Source organism: Shewanella oncorhynchi (genome assembly GCF_030848765.1).
Lineage (GTDB): Bacteria > Pseudomonadota > Gammaproteobacteria > Enterobacterales > Shewanellaceae > Shewanella > Shewanella oncorhynchi.
This window is the reverse complement of the sequence record NZ_CP132914.1, coordinates 2,278,787-2,296,668: the sequence shown is the minus strand read 5'-3', so window position 1 is coordinate 2,296,668 and position 17,882 is coordinate 2,278,787. Positions and strand designations below refer to the sequence as shown.

At 46.8% G+C, this 17,882-nt stretch carries 15 protein-coding genes; 14 read left to right on the top strand and 1 reads right to left on the bottom strand.

The genetic code is table 11. The features are described from left to right. Positions 1–810: 810 nt before the first annotated feature. From hisG to RA178_RS10355, 14 genes are all read left to right on the top strand, one after another. Positions 811–1,710, top strand: a complete 900-nt coding sequence (hisG, locus tag RA178_RS10420) for an ATP phosphoribosyltransferase (protein ID WP_041408375.1) — start codon at positions 811–813, stop codon at positions 1,708–1,710. Between the two features lie 3 nt (positions 1,711–1,713). Beyond that, positions 1,714–3,036 carry a histidinol dehydrogenase gene (gene hisD, locus RA178_RS10415; RefSeq protein ID WP_306685304.1) on the top strand — a complete coding sequence of 441 codons (1,323 nt, stop codon included), beginning with the start codon at positions 1,714–1,716 and terminating at the stop codon, positions 3,034–3,036. Positions 3,037–3,080: 44 nt separating this feature from the next. Continuing rightward, the gene (hisC, locus tag RA178_RS10410) at positions 3,081–4,256 is read left to right on the top strand and encodes a histidinol-phosphate transaminase (protein ID WP_306685303.1); all 1,176 of its coding nucleotides are present in this window, start codon (positions 3,081–3,083) and stop codon (positions 4,254–4,256) included. A 114-nt stretch (positions 4,257–4,370) separates the two neighbouring features. Further along, entirely contained in the window at positions 4,371–5,462 is a 1,092-nt protein-coding gene (gene hisB, locus RA178_RS10405) for a bifunctional histidinol-phosphatase/imidazoleglycerol-phosphate dehydratase HisB (RefSeq protein WP_306685302.1), read from the top strand. 31 nt (positions 5,463–5,493) lie between these two features. Continuing rightward, positions 5,494–6,288, top strand: coding sequence for an imidazole glycerol phosphate synthase subunit HisH (gene hisH / locus RA178_RS10400; protein ID WP_306685301.1), 795 nt, complete (start codon positions 5,494–5,496; stop codon positions 6,286–6,288). A gap of 70 nt (positions 6,289–6,358) precedes the next feature. Beyond that, positions 6,359–7,096 carry a 1-(5-phosphoribosyl)-5-[(5-phosphoribosylamino)methylideneamino]imidazole-4-carboxamide isomerase gene (hisA, locus tag RA178_RS10395; RefSeq protein ID WP_306685300.1) on the top strand — a complete coding sequence of 246 codons (738 nt, stop codon included), beginning with the start codon at positions 6,359–6,361 and terminating at the stop codon, positions 7,094–7,096. After that, positions 7,078–7,851 carry an imidazole glycerol phosphate synthase subunit HisF gene (gene hisF, locus RA178_RS10390; protein WP_306685299.1) on the top strand — a complete coding sequence of 258 codons (774 nt, stop codon included), beginning with the start codon at positions 7,078–7,080 and terminating at the stop codon, positions 7,849–7,851. Before hisA ends, hisF begins: the two co-directional genes overlap by 19 nt. A 138-nt stretch (positions 7,852–7,989) precedes the next feature. Continuing rightward, positions 7,990–8,646 carry a bifunctional phosphoribosyl-AMP cyclohydrolase/phosphoribosyl-ATP diphosphatase HisIE gene (gene hisIE / locus RA178_RS10385; RefSeq protein WP_306685298.1) on the top strand — a complete coding sequence of 219 codons (657 nt, stop codon included), beginning with the start codon at positions 7,990–7,992 and terminating at the stop codon, positions 8,644–8,646. Between the two features lie 116 nt (positions 8,647–8,762). Beyond that, positions 8,763–9,521: an IS5-like element ISSod6 family transposase gene (locus RA178_RS10380; protein WP_011071076.1), complete on the top strand. Its 759-nt coding sequence runs from the start codon at positions 8,763–8,765 to the stop codon at positions 9,519–9,521. 714 nt (positions 9,522–10,235) lie between these two features. Continuing rightward, on the top strand, positions 10,236–11,423 hold the full coding sequence (locus RA178_RS10375) for an aromatic amino acid transport family protein (protein ID WP_306685297.1): 1,188 nt from the start codon (positions 10,236–10,238) through the stop codon (positions 11,421–11,423). A gap of 305 nt (positions 11,424–11,728) precedes the next feature. Then, on the top strand, positions 11,729–15,148 hold the full coding sequence (locus RA178_RS10370) for an intermembrane phospholipid transport YdbH family protein (protein WP_306685296.1): 3,420 nt from the start codon (positions 11,729–11,731) through the stop codon (positions 15,146–15,148). A gap of 13 nt (positions 15,149–15,161) precedes the next feature. After that, complete coding sequence (locus RA178_RS10365; protein ID WP_028759774.1) at positions 15,162–15,380, top strand: YnbE family lipoprotein; 219 nt, start codon at positions 15,162–15,164, stop codon at positions 15,378–15,380. Between the two features lie 24 nt (positions 15,381–15,404). After that, a complete protein-coding gene (locus RA178_RS10360; protein ID WP_106650697.1) occupies positions 15,405–15,740 on the top strand; it encodes a YdbL family probable chaperone protein in 336 nt (111 codons plus the stop codon). Positions 15,741–16,039: 299 nt separating this feature from the next. Next, on the top strand, positions 16,040–16,306 hold the full coding sequence (locus RA178_RS10355; RefSeq protein WP_306685295.1) for a YdbL family probable chaperone protein: 267 nt from the start codon (positions 16,040–16,042) through the stop codon (positions 16,304–16,306). A gap of 444 nt (positions 16,307–16,750) precedes the next feature. Here the strand turns inward: RA178_RS10355 and RA178_RS10350 are convergent, their stop codons facing one another. Beyond that, complete coding sequence (locus RA178_RS10350; RefSeq protein ID WP_283628775.1) at positions 16,751–17,554, bottom strand: DUF2971 domain-containing protein; 804 nt, start codon at positions 17,552–17,554, stop codon at positions 16,751–16,753. Between the last annotated feature and the right edge of the window lie 328 nt (positions 17,555–17,882).

The window sequence follows — 17,882 nt, the reverse complement described above, 5'->3', positions numbered from 1 at the left end:
ATAAGCAGCAAAGGCGCGGTTCTCATTAAGGCCAGAGAACAAAGATTCTCACAAACAGGTCGGATATACGTACGCAGTATTACTTTCTGTTACTCAAAAAGTGGTTGATCTATTTGAGGTGTCCATATACGGACTAGCTGCGAGTCGGTGAGTGAACACCATGGCAAGCCTGTATTAATGAATATCAGCAAATGCTCACAACTCAAGTTACGAATCCCCTGCACGACTTCCAACACATTTCCATCCACTTTCAACATCCCACCAACAAAAATGCTCAATAACTTTATTTAACGATAACCCTCTGCCTTTCACAAAAACGCATAAATATTCTCATTTAATTCAAATTGACTGTTGCAAAGGCTCATAAAAGCGGTTAGTTTAAATCCACTTATACGGGTAGACGTCCGTAACAACGCATTCAAGGCTCCACTGTATTTTGAGCAGTTAAGCCAATAAAGTTAAATACCGAGAGAGTAAAATGAGCCCACTACTGAACGCTATTCACCACCATCACCACCATATGCGGTAGCCTTCGGACGCTCACTGCCGGAGGACTATATCCTTCTGGCGGACTGATTCAAGATGATCATAAACCCCTGGAAGGAATTCCGGGGGTTTTTGCATTTAGGCGTTAATTTTGGTTTTAATTTAAATAAGCAACTTTAGATATTTAATAAATTATCAATACGTTAGCTAGAACACTTAGCTAGATTTCTTAGCTAGGGCCCATTGAATGGCAAGGCGTATTAAACCGATTAAACAACACTTTTTGAATCTTTTAATTTTGATACTTTTGAGCGAGATAACACTATGACTGAATCGAACCGTTTACGCATCGCCATCCAAAAATCTGGCCGTCTTTCTACTGACTCTCAGCAACTGCTAAAAAGCTGTGGTGTTAAATTTTCCATTAATGAACAACGTCTTATCGCTCACGCTGACAATATGCCTATCGATTTACTGCGCGTTCGTGATGACGATATCCCAGGTCTAGTGATGGACGGCGTAGTCGATATGGGGATCATCGGTGAAAACGTACTCGAAGAAGAACAAATCGAGCGTCAAACCCTGAACAAACCCGCAGATTGTCTCAAACTGCGTCAGTTAGATTTCGGCTCATGTCGCCTCTCGTTAGCCGTACCGACAGAATTCAGTTACGCCGATGCCTCCTCGTTAGAAGGATTACGCATTGCCACTTCTTACCCGAACCTGCTGCGCCGTTTTATGCAACAAAAAGGCATAACTTATCGCGACTGTATGTTAAAAGGTTCGGTTGAAGTCGCCCCACGCGCTGGCCTTGCCGATGGGATTTGTGATCTCGTGTCGACAGGCGCTACCTTAGAGGCCAACGGCTTATACGAAACCGAAGTGATTTACCGCTCAATGGCCTGCATCATTCAATCGACCCAAACCCAATCGCCGACTAAACAAGCACTCATCGACAAAATTCTGTCCCGCGTCAACGGCGTTATCCGCGCCCGTGAGAGCAAGTACATACTGCTACACGCGCCAACCGAAACCTTAGATCAAATCGTCGCCCTGCTGCCAGGCGCTGAAAACCCAACCGTATTGCCATTAAATGATGATACTAACCGCGTGGCTATCCACGCTGTCAGTACCGAAGATTTATTCTGGGATACCATGGAACAGTTGACCGCACTCGGTGCCAGCTCGATTCTGGTAATGCCAATCGAAAAAATGATGGGGTAATGTATGGAAATCCTAACTTGGTCAACCTTATCAACCGCCGAGCAGAAAACGGCGCTGAAACGCTCGCCCTTAATTGGTGATAGCGGCTTAGAGCAAAGCGTTCGCGCCATTATCGATGCAGTGGCAACGCGGGGTGATGCCGCCATTGCCGAATTTAATCAAAAGTTTGATGGCTTCAATAGCGCGACCAAAGATTTAAATGGACAAGGAAGTGGCGAGCTGCGCATGGGTGAAGCCGAGATTGCAGCGGCAAGCGCACAGGTATCACCAGAGCTGAAAGCGGCGATCGCCAAAGCCATGGCGAACATAGATGTGTTTCACAGCGCCCAGCAATTTCGCCCGATTGATATGGAAACCGAGGCGGGAGTACGCTGCGAGCTACGTAACGAACCGATTGAAAAAGTGGGTTTATATATTCCTGGTGGCAGTGCGCCATTAATTTCTACCGTGATGATGCTCGCCCTGCCCGCCAAGATCGCCGGCTGCGAACAAAGAGTATTGGTCAGCCCACCGCCAATCAACGATGCCATTATCTATGCCGCCAATGCCTGCGGGATCACTGAAATTTATCAAGTGGGTGGCGCGCAGGCCATTGCGGCACTGGCCTTTGGCACAGAAACGATTCCCGCGGTCGATAAAATTTTTGGCCCAGGTAATCGCTACGTGACTGAAGCTAAACGCTTAGTGTCACAGGATGGCCGCTGCACTGTGTGTATCGATATGCCAGCTGGTCCTTCTGAAGTGTTAGTGATTGCCGATAGCGACGCCAATTGCGAATTTATCGCCGCCGATTTGCTTTCGCAAGCGGAGCACGGCCCTGATTCACAAGTGATTTTAGTGACAGATTCGCAAGCTATCGCCGATGGCGTAAATGATGCACTAACAAGACAACTCGCTGCCCTGCCGCGTTGTGATATAGCTACAACGGCACTACTGAGCAGTCGCACTTTTGTTGTGGACGATATGCTGCAAGCCGCGCAGGTTTCTAATCAATATGGGCCTGAGCACTTGATCATTCAAACGCGCTTTCCCCGTGAGGTGCTGAAAAACATTCGCGCCGCGGGCTCGGTATTTTTAGGCGCTTATACACCTGAATCTGTTGGCGATTATGCCAGTGGCACCAACCACGTGCTGCCGACTTACGGTTACAGCCGCGCCGTGTCGAGCCTGTCATTAGCCGACTTTAGCCGCCGCTTTACCGTGCAGGAACTCAGTGCTAAGGGCTTAATCGGATTGGGGCAAGCGGTCATGACGTTAGCCAGTAACGAATTGCTCGATGCGCACAAAAATGCCGTCGCCATTCGCCTAGCTAGCCTAGAGAAATGACCCGCTTAACCTTAAGTAATTGAAAATAGAGCTGAGTGAAGAAAATGAGCCAAGTGAGCAGCATGGAAAAGACAACAGAACCCGTAGCATTAGCATCGACGTTAGCACCGGCGCCGCTAACGTTAGCTGAGCGCCTAGCGCGCCCTGAATTACTGGATTTAACGCCCTACCAGAGTGCCCGCAGACTGGGCGGTCGTGGTGATATTTGGATCAATGCCAACGAATCGCCCTTCAATAATGTCGATACGGCAGCGCTCGATTTATCAAAATTGAATCGTTACCCAGAATGCCAACCGCCGCAGCTTATCAGTGCCTACAGCAACTACAGCGGCGTGAGCACCAGCAAGATAGTTGCCAGCCGCGGCGCCGATGAAGCGATTGAACTGTTAATTCGCGCCTTTTGTATACCTGGCATCGACAGCATCGCCTGCTTTGGCCCGACGTACGGCATGTATGCCATCAGCGCGAACACCTTTAATGTGGACGTTAAAGCATTAAATCTCAGCGCGGAATATGGCTTGCCGTCAAGCTATGCCGAGGACGTTCGCGGCGCAAAACTGGTGTTTATCTGCAATCCCAATAATCCGACGGGCACAGTGATCGACAAAGCCATTATCGAGCAAGCAATCAAAGTCCTGCCCGACGCGCTTGTAGTCATCGACGAAGCCTATATTGAGTTTTGCCCCGAATACAGTGTGGCGGATTTACTGGAAAGCTATCCGAATCTAGTGGTACTGCGCACCCTATCAAAAGCCTTTGCACTCGCCGGCGCACGTTGTGGTTTTATGCTAGCAAACGAGGCCGTAGTCGAAATCATTATGCGCGTGATTGCGCCCTATCCTGTGCCGCTACCCGTGAGTGAAGTCGCCACACAGGCGCTATCAAGCGCTGGCGTTGCAAGAATGAAAGTGCAAGTTGCTGAATTAAATGAGCAAGGCGCCAGACTCACAGCGGCGATCAGCGCTTATTGTTCAAAATCGAATAGTTCAGAGTCCCGCGCCCGCGTGCTCAAACCTAACGGCAATTATGTGCTGGCTGAATTTGATGATGTCGCCAAGGTAGCTGCGTTACTGCAAGGCAGCGGTGTTGTCGCCCGCGCCTACAAAGACCCAAGGCTTGCTAAGGCCATCCGTTTTAGCTTTAGTTCAAAGGCGGATACCGATGTGTTAGTGAATTTATTTGAATCGCAACGCACTGAGCAGCCATCAGAAAATGAATGATAAGTCACTGATAATAAATCTCTGATCATAAAAAACTAATAAAAAGCGAATGCAACGCTGAAAGTTAAATCAGCTTAAGCATTAGCTAAACGAATTGAATTTGAAGGTAGAGCCATGAACCCACAATTTGTCCCGAATGTTGCACAAAAAATTCTGTTTATCGACCGCGATGGCACCTTAATTGAAGAACCCGTCACCGACAAACAGGTCGATAGTCTGGCTAAATTAGTGTTTGAGCCACAGGTGATCCCCGCTTTGCTACGTCTGCAAAAGGCAGGGTTTCGCTTAGTCATGGTCAGCAATCAAGACGGCCTTGGCACACCGTCTTTCCCGCAGGAAGATTTCGACGCGCCCCACAATATGATGATGCAAATCCTCAAAAGCCAAGGGGTGAACTTCGAAGATGTGGTGATTTGCCCGCACTTTAACGATGAAAATTGCAGCTGCCGTAAGCCTAAGCTTGGGCTAGTGAAAGACTATCTCACCCAAGGCTGTATCGATTTCACCCAATCAGCGGTGATTGGCGATCGCGAAACCGATGTGGAGCTGGGCAATGCCATGGGCATTAAAAGCCTGAAATATCAACGCGACACTTTAGGTTGGAACGCCATCGCCGATGCGCTGCTCAATAAAGGCCGCACAGCCACGGTCGTACGTACCACCAAAGAAACCGACATTCGTGTGACTGTTGATCTCGACAGCCCCGTTAAAGGCAAAATCGACACTGGCATTGGCTTTTTCGACCACATGCTCGATCAAATTGCCACCCACGGTAATTTTAGAATGGATGTGAAAGTCGATGGCGATCTGGAAATCGACGATCACCACAGCATCGAAGACACGGCACTGGCCATAGGTGATGCCCTGCGCCAAGCGCTTGGAGACAAACGCGGCATTGCCCGTTTTGGCTTTAGTCTGCCAATGGATGAAGCTAAGGGTGAGTGTCTGCTGGATATATCTGGCCGCCCTTTTATCAAATTCTCGGCCGATTTTGAACGCGAGCATGTGGGCGAAATGGCCACTGAAATGGTGCCGCACTTCTTCCGATCCTTTGCCGATGGCCTGCGCTGTACGCTGCATGTGTCGACGCAGGGCGATAACGATCACCACAAGGTTGAAGCCATGTTTAAAGTGCTCGGCCGCGCGCTACGCCAAGCGGTTAAAGTCGAAGGCGATATTCTGCCATCGAGTAAAGGCGTGCTTTAAGGCATCAGCATAAATCGTTTAAGAGGTTAGGATGCAACAAGACACTCTATTAATAGCTGGCCAGCAATTAACAGCAAATGCATCACTAGATGCTGAAACCGTCATCATAGACACGGGCTGCGCCAATTTAAACTCAGTACGTTTCGCCTTCGAGCGTTTAGGCGCTAAGGTATTGGTCACAGACGATAAAGCCAAAATCAAAGCGGCAAAACGTGTGGTACTGCCGGGTGTGGGCACGGCGGGTGCAGCCATGGCGTCCTTACATGAAAAAGGCTTGGTCGAACTCATTCAAGGCCTGACTCAACCTGTGCTGGGTGTGTGCCTTGGCATGCAAATGTTGGCGGCAATTTCTAAGGAGCGCGGCGGAAAAGGTCAAGATTGCGAGTGCTTAGGCATAATCCCGACCGATATTTGCGAGCTGGATACGCAGTTACTCAAAGCTGAAAGCCTACCTTTGCCGCACATGGGCTGGAACCAACTTAAGCTAACAACAAACTCACAAGGCGCCAACAGCCCTAACGTTCACCCGCTGTTTGCGGGTATTGAAGATGGCAGCTATGTGTATTTCGTCCACAGTTACCGCGCGCCGTTGAGTGAATTTACTTTAGCCCAATGTACCTATGGTGAAGGCTTTAGCGCCGCCATTGGCAAAGGCAACTTTATGGGCGTGCAGTTCCACCCCGAAAAAAGTGCCGCCGTGGGCGCGCAAATTCTGCGTAATTTTTTACTGATGGACGAGTTGCAAATGAACGAAGCTCTGATGAACGAAGCACTGCAAAGCAACTCTGCTGATGGCCAAGCGGGTGTAAAGAAGGCTGACCAATGAATAAATTACTCATTAAAAAAGTATTTATTAATAAACTACTTATAGAAAAATAAATCAAGGATCTGAGCTTATGATTATTCCTGCAATTGATTTAATTGATGGCAATGTCGTCCGCCTCTATCAAGGTGATTACGGCCAGCAGACTACCTTTGATTTAAGTCCTTTGGCGCAGCTGCAATCCTACGAGGCACAAGGCGCGAAGTGGTTACATATCGTTGATTTAACGGGCGCGAAAGATCCCGCTAAACGCCAAACTCGCCTTATCAGTGAATTAGTGGCAGGACTAAACGCCAATATTCAAGTGGGCGGCGGCATTCGCACTGAAGAACAAGTCACTGAATTATTAGCTATCGGCGTAAAACGTGTGGTGATTGGCTCACTGGCGGTGAAAGAACCTGAGTTAGTCAAACAATGGTTTATCAAATACGGCAGCGAAGCTATTTGCCTCGCGCTCGATGTCAATATCAACCAGAGCGGCGAGAAAATGGTCGCCGTATCAGGTTGGCAAAGTGGTGGCGGTAAGAGTTTAGAATCCCTTGTCGAAACCTTTAGCGCGGTCGGCTTAAAGCACGCGCTAGTGACTGACATTAGCCGTGATGGCACCTTAACGGGCGCCAATACCGCGCTTTATCAAGAAATTGCAGCAAGCTTCCCCGACATCGCTTGGCAAGCCTCTGGCGGTATTGCGACCCTTGAGGATGTTGCCGCCGTGCGAGACAGCGGCGCTGCGGGCATCATTATCGGTAAAGCCTTGCTTATCAATCAGTTTAACGTGGCGGAGGCAATCCAATGCTGGCCAAACGACTAGTCCCCTGTTTAGATGTGAAAGACGGTAAAGTAGTGAAAGGCGTGCAGTTCCGTAACCACGAAATTGTCGGCGATATCGTCCCGTTAGCCGCGCGTTATGCCGAAGAAGGCGCCGATGAGCTAGTGTTTTATGACATTACCGCCAGCGCCCACGAACGTGTGGTCGATAAATCGTGGGTGAGCAGCGTGGCGGAGCAGATTGATATTCCCTTCTGCGTGGCCGGTGGCATTAAAACCATTAGCCAAGCCCGTGAATTATTAGCCTTTGGTGCGGATAAGATTTCGATTAACTCGCCCGCCTTAACCGATCCGAGTTTAATCTCGCGCCTGCAGGACGAGTTCGGCCGCCAGTGTATCGTGATTGGTATCGACTCCTTTTTCGATGCCACCAGCAACAGCTATAAAGTAAAGCAATTTACCGGCGATGAAGCGGCAACTAAGGATACGCAGTGGTTTACCCAAGACTGGGTTGAAGAAGTGCAAAAACGTGGTTGTGGTGAAATCGTGCTCAATGTGATGAACCAAGACGGCGTGCGCGGCGGCTATGATATCAAGCAGTTAAGTCTTGTTCGCGCCATCTGCGACGTGCCTTTAATTGCCTCTGGCGGTGCAGGGACTATGGCGCATTTTCGTGATGTATTTATTGAAGCTAAGGTCGATGCGGCGCTGGCAGCGAGCGTATTCCACAAGGCGATTATCAACATAGGTGAATTAAAAGCCTATTTAGCGGCCGAAGGTATCGCGATTAGACGCTAGAGCGGTTCTAGGTTCTAGGTTCTAGGTTCTAGGTTCTAGGTTCTAGGTTCTAGGTTCTAGGTTCTAGGTTCTAGGTTCTAGGTTCTAGGTTCTAGGTTCTAGGTTCTAGGTTCTACAAACAGATTAAGAGTGAATACTATGTCAACGCAAACAAACACTAAGTCGGATTTTAGCCCTGTTCAAGTTAATGAGCTGGATTGGAACAAACAGGATGGGCTCATTCCTGCCGTTATCCAAAATCATTTATCGGGCAAGGTATTAATGCTCGGTTATATGGATAAGGCCGCGCTGGAAAAAACCTTGAGCACAGGTGATGTCACCTTTTTCAGCCGCTCAAAACAGCGCTTGTGGACCAAGGGTGAAACCTCGGGGAATACCCTAAAGTTGGTCGCTATCGATAAAGACTGCGATAACGACAGCCTGTTAGTGCAAGTGATCCCCAACGGCCCAACCTGCCACAAAGGCACCGAAAGTTGCTGGTTAGATGACAATGCGCACCCTTTCTTGAACAACCTCGCGAGCTTAATCACCTCACGTAAAGGGCAAAGTGCCGATTCCAGTTACACGGCGTCTTTGTTTGCGCGCGGCACAAAACGTATCGCCCAAAAGGTCGGGGAAGAAGGTCTTGAAACCGCCCTTGCCGCCGCGACCCACGATAAGGAAGAGCTGGTTAACGAAGCCTCAGATCTTATCTATCACTTGCTGGTATTGCTTGAAGATCAACACTTAAGCCTCAGTGACATCACAGCAAACCTGCTGGCAAGACATGAAAAGGCGCTACAGAATAAAGCATAATCTGCTCACTGATTCTGATTTCACACTAGGGTCTGTTGATCTTTCGAGAGTAATTTTTAGACAGCATGGCAAGACGTTATAATTTGCTTCGCCAAAAGTAACCATAACCTCAAGCCATGCCAAGACTTATGCTAACCGATGCACGCTGGGAAAAGCTATTTCATTTAATGAAAAGCACAGGCCGTGTTTATGACAAACCTGAACATAGACAAACATTCGAAGGTATTCTTTACCGCCTTAGAACAGGTATCCCTTGGCGAGATTTACCTAAAGAGTTCGGTCATTGGAGCACGGTCTTTAGACGGTTTCATTTATGGTCTAAGAAAGGCGTTCTAGCACATTTATTCAAGGCCTTAGCCAACCTTGCTGATATAGAATGGGTCTTTATTGATGGCTCGATAGTGCGGGCTCACCAGCACAGTGCAGGTGCAGCGACGCTAAGTAATGAGAGTATTGGTAAAAGTCGAGGCGGTAATTCAACCAAAATTCACTTAGCCGTCGACAGCGGAGGATTACCGATTTATTTCGAATTATCAGAAGGCCAAAAACACGATATTACACACGCCCCCAGCTTAATTGAGCACCTGAAGCAGGTTGATACCGTCATTGCAGATAAAGGTTATGACAGCGATGCTTTTCGTGAACTTATCGCAAATAAAGGCGGGAAATCTGTTATTCCAAGGCGCCGCTATAAGAATACACCTCAAGAAAGAGTCGATTGGTGCTTATATCGGTATCGACATTTAGTGGAGAATGCTTTTGGAAGAATTAAGCACTATCGAGCAATATCAACAAGATATGACAAGCTAGCAAGAAATTACGCCAGTATGGTGTCACTGGCGTTTATGTTAATGTGGCTGCCGATGTATTGCTGAACAACATTTGTACAGCAAAGATCAACAGACCCTAGTCACTGACATCTAGAAATGCCGCACACTTGAGCCAAGTCTGCGGCATTTTTTATTGCGCGATAAACGTGGCTAACTCCTCTTTCCTTCTCCTCGTTGACCATAAACTCAGTGTGAGTTAGGCATGGCTTTCAGCTTAGTCACATGACAAAAAACAAACAAAATACTGCCGTAATGGTTGACAAGTACATATCTAATCCCTATGGTAGCCTCCGTTGCTGATGTTAAGTCTCGGCAGCAAAAAGACTTAAGGTGCAGCTGTTCAAGCTACTCATAAAATGACTGTCTTTTAAGTAAAAAAGATTAAAGAGAGCGCCACCTTTGATAATCGAACCGAATTTAATCGCGGTTATCCATGTTTACTCAACACACGCTAAGGCAAGTTTTATGTGTTTCACAGCATTTTATACTCCCTATCTGTAGCCGCAATGGGTATACCCAAGCTACCTGAAGATACGAGTTTCAGCATCTTCAGATTGTTTGTGCATAGATAGGCACCTCGCCTGACCTTCCATTGTGGCCATATCCTTTCGGATCCGCTGAGCGCCACTGTCTCATTTACTTAAATCATTTTGTGCTTGAATCATTTCATTATTGAATCGCATCAAAATCCTTTAAGACAGTTGCTTTCGGATCAAGTCTTTATCTCTTTTTCTTGCGACACGCTTTTGAGATCATGTTATGACACAGAATAAAATTCTCGGCAGTTTACTGCTTATCGCCGGCACCACAATCGGCGCGGGCATGTTGGCTTTGCCTATCGCATCGGCTGGACTTGGCTTTGGCACTTCCTCCGCCATTATGCTCATCCTATGGGCGCTAATGGCTTACACGGCGCTGCTAATGGTGGAAATCCATCAATTCGCCCCCAGCGATGCCAGTCTTAATCACTTAGCGCAACGCTTATTGGGTCGTAAGGGCCAGTTGATCGCCAATAGCGCCCTGATGTTTTTACTGTACGCCCTCTGCGCCGCCTACATTGCTGGCGGCGGCGAGCAAGTGAACCAAAAGCTGAGCACTTGGCTAGGACTAAATTTGCCACCGCAGGCGGGTGCAATCCTATTCACCCTGCTGGTTGGCGCCATTGTGGGCATGGGAACCCACTGTGTGGATCTCATCAATCGCGGTCTGTTTGCCCTTAAGTTATTAGCACTATTGTTGATGTTGGCCTTATTACTGCCGCAGGTTGAAAGCCCACATTTGCTCGAACTCCCGCTCAACCAAGGCCTAATTATCACGGCTATTCCGGTGATTTTTACCTCCTTTGGTTTTCACGGTTCGATTCCCTCAGTGGTGCGCTACTTGGGCGTTGAAATCAAAGCCCTGCGCAAGATCATGTTGTTTGGCTCGGCTTTGCCATTAGTGATTTACCTTTTGTGGCAAGTAGGCAGTCAAGGCGTATTGAGCCAAAGTCAATTGCTCGAAAACCAGAGTTTATCGAGCTTTATCAATCAACTGGCGAGCGTACTGCACAGTGAATACTTAAGTAGCACTATAAGTCTATTTGCCGATCTCGCCCTTGCGACCTCGTTTTTAGGGGTGAGTTTAGGTTTGTTCGATTTTATGGCCTCAAGCTTAAGGCAAGAAGATAATGCAACAGGTCGAAGCTTAACCGCGGCTATCACCTTTTTACCGCCCTTAGGTTTTGCCCTCTTCTACCCTCAAGGTTTTATCACAGCGCTGGGTTACGCGGCGATTGCGCTGGTGATCCTCGCCATCTTTTTACCTGTGGCCATGGTGTGGACACAACGCCAGATGCGAGACGCTGCCAATATGCCAACAGGTTACCGCGTTGCGGGCGGCAAGTTAGCCTTAATGCTCGCCACACTTTGCGGAATTGTGGTGATCGCCGCCCAGATATTTAGCTAGCCGCAATTCACTCACCAAGAGTGAGTGAACTAAAAGTTAGCTAGCCCGAATAACAGATTAAGTACAAGAGCCTGTAAAACCTCAACTATTGACATCAGGCTCTTGTCTATTCAATGATCCTTTCACATTAGTCAGCTAAGCCCTTGAGTGTTAAACTGCCTCAGGTGCTCGTGCGCGATATAAAAGCTCCGAAGTAACCGAACAAAGTAAAAGTGCCAATGAAATATACACATTCGTGTATTTTTGCACTGCTAAGGCACGAGTTTGATCAGGGCTCAGTCAATAAAGGATAAATATCAAACCCAATGCCAATCCACAACAAGCCAAGCCGTGGCAATGCCTCTGATAGCAAGGCACTTCAGCACGAGGCAACGGAAATATCCGCAGGCCCTCGCAGTGGTGCTTTAGGTTTTGGAACAGATACTCATGTTGCTGCGCAAAATCGCCGTAAATTCCCCCTAAAAAAAACCTTATTGGCGACCAGCTTAACGGGCATCTTGGCGGGCGTGGCGTTAACTGTTTGGATTGTGAATACCCAGGCTGAACAACTCATCATACGGGCGGCAAATTTTGCCCTCACAGGTATGGACAGCGAACTGATTGACATTGAATTAGGGAAAAGTCAGTTAGAACATTGGCGAATTACCTCTGCCAATCTGAGGGTGCATGATAGCCATATCAGACTTAATGATCTGAATATTCAGCTAAAACTTGACTGGCCGCAAAATTTTGCCGAACTTAAACAGTTCAGCCAAGCTTCTTACCTCACTCAAAAAATCACCCAAATATCCACAGGTGATATTGAGGTCGAGTTAGGGCAATCACTGTTTTTACCCAATCGGAATGCCATCGATGAACAAGGCCCCGCATTGGCCTTAGATATCAAATCATTACCACTTATTGATATAGGTAAAACCAGCCTAATTCTCAAAGCCCAGCATCTCAACACCCAAAATGATTTACCCGCCTATCGTTTGGTGATGGACAAGTTGAGCCTCAACGGCGCGGGGGAAATCAACAGCGAATTTAGCCATGCAGGTGAAAGCATCGCCAAACTTAAAGCAACACTCGAAGCTAACAAGTGGCAACTTGCGAGCGAAATTGCACTCGCGCCGCTGCTTGCGAGCTTGCATCAAATCAGCCTGAGGCAAGCGCAAGACAGTGTACTTAGTCCGTTAACTGAACTTGATAATGAATGGCAAGCGTTAGCGATTAATCTACAAGGTCAATTGGTGTCCAACAGCAGTATCACTTTAACCTCAGGCGAACTTATCAGTGAGCATCAGTTAATCGAGCCAAAGCTGACCTTTAATCAGTTGGCTGCACTGCAACTTGCACCTAAACCTGAGCTAGCATTTAAAATTGCCGGACATGTAACTGAACTTGACCTAAAACTAGAGCCCTTTAGCTTAGCTGTGAGCCCCAATACCGCCCAGCAACAGCGATTGATGCAACTGCTCGATGAGACGCTGGCTAAACCTTCATCTCAGTCAGTATCTGAACCAGTATCTCAACCGATAGCGGAGCAAGTGCCTGATCCGCTAGCGAGTCAAATCGCTAAGCTACTATCGGGGCTCAAAAGTACAGATACACCTGTGGGGATCGCACTGACATTGCCTGAAGCCCTGCACTATCCGCTGACTCAAATTCCGCAAGATGTGCACTTAGCTAATCCCCTTGCGATTAAACTTCCTCAAGTGAAGCTTAAGACCTTAGGCAGTAAGCTCGATACCCAAGTCGATTTGGCCAATGTTGAAATCACAAAATCAACCAAAGCACTGGCCTTCAAAACAGATTGGCGCCTTAGTACGAGGCAAACCAGCTCAATGCAATTATCTGAATTGTGGACAAATCCGCCGCAGGATTTTAGCTGGAATAATAGTCAGTTAACGACAGCAGGCACATTTAACTTAGTTCAGACGCCAAGTTCAACCGATTGGCAATTTATCACTGCCGCTACCAAATCGACTGAACTGACTCAATCAACAAAACAAAATACTGGCAACACGCTACAGTTCGCCGTGGGTGAGCTTAAGCGTATTAGCATGCAAAATAAAAATGCGGCTAAGCATGCAGAGTTTAGCCTTGGTAGTATCGCGATAAATGCCCTCGCGCCGCTGAACATAAGCTCGCAGCAAAGCACTCATACTCAGAGTTCTGGTATTCAAAACGCTAGCATTCAGAAAGTCAGTCCAGCGCAAAGCTCAGTGCCCACATCTGATACCGCAAACAGGTTAACCCTTGCCATACCACCTTTAACCTTAGCACTGGAGCAACTGTATTTTTCGCAGACCAAACAGACTTTAGTGACAGATGATGTAGTCACTGAGGCTAATGCTGATAAAAATGCTAGCACTAGCATCATAACGAAAACCGATATGAATGCGGGCAGTTTCTCGATTGCATTACAAAAAGCCATGTCATTTGAGCTTAAACCCGATATCGAAGCGCTGTTCGACTCACTACGCGCTACCACTTGGCGTAATCAACTCGCATGGCAAGCAAGTCAGCTTAATATCGAAAAACAGCTCAGCAGCAAAGGCCGCAGCCGCAAAGAAACCGTACTCAAGCTGGACAAGTTAACGCTGGCACAAAGCTTAGATTGGAAAAATAACACGCTCTTTGGTGATGAGCACTGGCAAGTGGGCACTGTTGAGCTGCAAAGCCAACACAAGTTGAATCTTGCCACCGCGAACAATCCCTTAGTGTTAACGGGCCAATGGGTAGTCAACACTAGCATGACCGAGGCGCTAGCCTTGCTCAATCAAACCCAACCCTTACCATCTGAGCTTAATGTCACAGGTAATAACCAATTACAGGCGCAGTTTAATTTAACCCAACAGCGCGATCAGACCCAATTTGCCATGCAAATAACTCAATCGATGACAGAACTTGAAGGCTTTTATAAAGACATCATTTTTGAGGGGGGAAAACTGCAAGCGCAATGTGAGTTCACTTGGGGGCAATCTTATAAAAAAGAGTCTCATAACAAGCCACAGGATAAAGGCTATTTTAGCAGCCTCAGTAAGCTCAATTGCCCGCAGACGCTGATGACCTTTAACTTATTTGATCCAGGCTTCCCACTGACCGATATCGAAGTGGAAGCCGATATCGCCCTTGGCAAAGATGCCGAGAAATTGCCCGACAATTGGATACAACAACTCACAGGCTTAAGTGACACCGATGTTTCCATGACCGCCAAAGGCAAAGTGCTCAGCGGCCAGTTTCTGCTGCCAGAATTTAATCTTAAATTGCAGGATAAATCCCATGCCTATCTGCTGCTGCAGGCCATGAGTCTGGAAGAGGTCCTGCGCATTCAACCACAAATTGGCATCTATGCCGACGGTATATTCGATGGCGTGTTGCCCGTCGATTTAATCAACGGCAAAGTGTCGATCACTGGCGGGCAATTAGCCGCGCGCGCACCCGGCGGCCTCATCGCTATCTCGGGCAACCCCGCCGTTGAGCAGATGCGCCAATCCCAACCGTATCTAGACTTTGTCTTTTCGACGTTAGAACACTTACAATACAGCCAATTATCAAGCAGCTTTGATATGGAGCAAGCTGGTGATGCTAAACTACTCGTCGAAGTAAAAGGCCGCGGTGAAGGGATTGAACGCCCAATCCACTTGAATTACTCCCACGAAGAGAACATGCTGCAATTATTTAGAAGTCTGCAAATTGGTAATGACTTGCAGGACAGAATCGAAAAATCAGTGAAGTAACAAGGAAACCTCAGTGAAGATAATTCAATTACAGCAAATTAGCATAGGTACCCGAAGCGCGCTTATCGCATTGGTAGCCCTAGCCTCATTGCAGGGCTGTACGCCCACAGTCAAAATAGAACCGCCAGATAAACCTATCGTTATCAATCTCAATGTGAAAATTGAACATGAGATACGGATCAAAGTAGATAAGGAATTAGACCAACTCCTGTCAGACGATAAGCTGTTCTAATTAAATAAGAATTGAGGAATCACCATGAAATCAATCCGACTAAAAACAAAGTTATTATTGCTATTAACCCTCAGCTTCTTAAGCCTAAGCGCCTTTGCTATGTCACTTCAAGAAGCTAAATCACAGGGCTATTTAGGCGAACAAGCCAACGGCTACTTAGGATTAGTGCAAGCCAATCCCGAAGCCAAAGCCGTGATGGACGACGTAAATAACAAACGTCGCGCCCACTACGAAACCATCGCCAAGAAGAACAAACTCTCCCCAGCCGATGTTGCTAAACTCGCAGGCGAAAAAGCCATAGCCGCCACCGATAAAGGCAACTATGTGCAAGATGCCAAAGGCAAATGGATTAAAAAGTAGTCCGCTTTCTAAGGCTCTAGCGCGTAAAAGCAAAACGAATAAATATAAACAAAACGCCTGCAGTAGCAGGCGTTTTCATTGGTGGTCGATAAAGGGAATGATTTGCTAGCCAATACCTTTGAACGAGGATCTAGATTTTAGATTATTTGATGGAGTTTAGTTAAGCACTGTCATTCCAGTGACTCGCAGCAAGTACATCCGTGTATGCTCGACCGTGACATCCCTGTCACGGACGGTCACTTCTATGACAGTGCTTAATCTAATCAACCCCGGTGTATACTGGGTAACCAAATTTAACAATGGGTGTCTTATTAAATTGCTCTAAATCACAGGGCTATTTAGGCGAACAAGCCAACGGCTACTTAGGATTAGTGCAAGCCAATCCCGAAGCCAAAGCCGTGATGGACGACGTAAATAACAAACGTCGCGCCCACTACGAAACCATCGCCAAGAAGAACAAACTCTCCCCCGCCGACGTCGCTAAACTCGCCGGTGAAAAAGCCATAGCCGCCACCGATAAAGGCAACTATGTGCAAGATGCCAAAGGCAAATGGATTAAAAAGTAGTCCGCTTTCTAAGGCTCTAGCGCGTAAAAGCAAAACGAATAGACATAAACAAAACGCCTGCAATCGCAGGCGTTTTTGTTGGTGGAGTTTGATTAAGCACACTCATTCCAGTGACACGCCGTCCTGTTACCTAGTAAGAAGTATCCCTATAGGCTCGACCGTGACATCCCTGTCACGGACGGTCACTTCCATGACTGTGCTTAATCTCATCGACCCCTGCGTATACTTGTAACCAAATTTAACAATGGGTGTCTTACTAAATTGCCTATGGAGTTTGATTAAGCACACTCATTCCAGTGATACGCCGTAAATATATCCCTATAGGCTCGACCGTGACATCCCTGTCACGAACGGTCACTTCCGTAAGTATGCTTAATCTCATCGACCCCTGTGTATACTGGTAACCAAATTTAACAATGGGTGTCTTATTAAATTCTGTTATGTTTAAATTTTCGCCAGCATTTCAGCACTATCTAAGACGCTAGACTTCAAAGACCACGACTTGTCATCAAGCACGATTTTACTTAGACCCCAGTTTTCTCTATTAGCTAGTTCATACAATTCATCAGAACCATTACCTTCACTAAGTAAGGGGTTTCTCACTCCAAAATATACCTCTGAAATTGTATGTTGCTGGTGATAAATACGTAATCCCGGAACATTGTCTAAAGAATTAAATGAGCGAAAAGGGTGTGATTGAAAATCCGCACAAGTCATAAAGAATGACGTTTTGGGTTTTACTACTCTTACCTCTTCCTCATACACCCACGTAGAGTGCTTTGTCAGAAATAACTTCCGAGATAATTTGTTAAATTCAAGTTTTTCCTGTGGACTGTCAAATGCCCCTAACGTGTCTAGCCACGTTTTGTGAAGTTTATCCTTACAAACATTCAATGGTGTCTTCGTATTTGTATAGAAAACATCACCTTCGTCTATTGGAACCAAACTAAATTCAGGGTCTTGAAAAAAGCCGGTATCAACTTTATAGCCAACTACGAACCCTTTATGCTCATCACCATAATGCGCCCACATTAGTGGATTTAAAGGAGTCCTAGTTAGCGAAAGAATGACTACTGAATCTCTTATTTCATTCACTTTTTCAAGAATATCAGCATCGCCTTCAGAAACATGTGACAAAGCAGAGAGCTCAAAGGGGTCATTAAAGTAGCGAGGTTCCCTAAAGCCTAGGCATTGACTTTTCAAAGCTGCCAACCCAGATTCATATCCATAATATTTGTATAAAATCACTCAAACTTCCTTTTAAACATAACGCTCAAAGCAAGCGCGCGGTATGCGTCGCCTTGCCTTTGTTTGTTATGTGTTTTCTCAAATTACGCAATGTAAAAGTACTCCTATAGTAAATGCGATTAGTAGCAGCCCAAAGAGCGAAACCAAAGAATTTCCCCATAGATAGTTTTCAACTTCTTCATGCAATTCAAGCTCATACTTGGGGTGCTTTCCCGCCGAGATAAGGCGTAAAGAGTAGTAACCCACAACGTAACATAATTTATAAAAAAACATTTCAACGAAAAGCCAAAAAACACCTCTGGCTATTAAAGAAATAAAGTCTTCCATG

Excerpts from the sequence above, each read along its gene's own strand:
- hisG (WP_041408375.1), top strand. The coding sequence starts at position 811 with ATGACTGAATCGAACCGTTTACGCATCGCCATCCAAAAATCTGGCCGT.
- hisD (WP_306685304.1), top strand. The coding sequence starts at position 1,714 with ATGGAAATCCTAACTTGGTCAACCTTATCAACCGCCGAGCAGAAAACG.
- hisC (WP_306685303.1), top strand. The coding sequence starts at position 3,081 with ATGAGCCAAGTGAGCAGCATGGAAAAGACAACAGAACCCGTAGCATTA.
- hisB (WP_306685302.1), top strand. The coding sequence starts at position 4,371 with ATGAACCCACAATTTGTCCCGAATGTTGCACAAAAAATTCTGTTTATC.
- hisH (WP_306685301.1), top strand. The coding sequence starts at position 5,494 with ATGCAACAAGACACTCTATTAATAGCTGGCCAGCAATTAACAGCAAAT.
- hisA (WP_306685300.1), top strand. The coding sequence starts at position 6,359 with ATGATTATTCCTGCAATTGATTTAATTGATGGCAATGTCGTCCGCCTC.
- hisF (WP_306685299.1), top strand. The coding sequence starts at position 7,078 with ATGCTGGCCAAACGACTAGTCCCCTGTTTAGATGTGAAAGACGGTAAA.
- hisIE (WP_306685298.1), top strand. The coding sequence starts at position 7,990 with ATGTCAACGCAAACAAACACTAAGTCGGATTTTAGCCCTGTTCAAGTT.
- RA178_RS10380 (WP_011071076.1), top strand. The coding sequence starts at position 8,763 with ATGCCAAGACTTATGCTAACCGATGCACGCTGGGAAAAGCTATTTCAT.
- RA178_RS10375 (WP_306685297.1), top strand. The coding sequence starts at position 10,236 with ATGACACAGAATAAAATTCTCGGCAGTTTACTGCTTATCGCCGGCACC.
- RA178_RS10370 (WP_306685296.1), top strand. The coding sequence starts at position 11,729 with ATGCCAATCCACAACAAGCCAAGCCGTGGCAATGCCTCTGATAGCAAG.
- RA178_RS10360 (WP_106650697.1), top strand. The coding sequence starts at position 15,405 with ATGAAATCAATCCGACTAAAAACAAAGTTATTATTGCTATTAACCCTC.
- RA178_RS10355 (WP_306685295.1), top strand. The coding sequence starts at position 16,040 with ATGGGTGTCTTATTAAATTGCTCTAAATCACAGGGCTATTTAGGCGAA.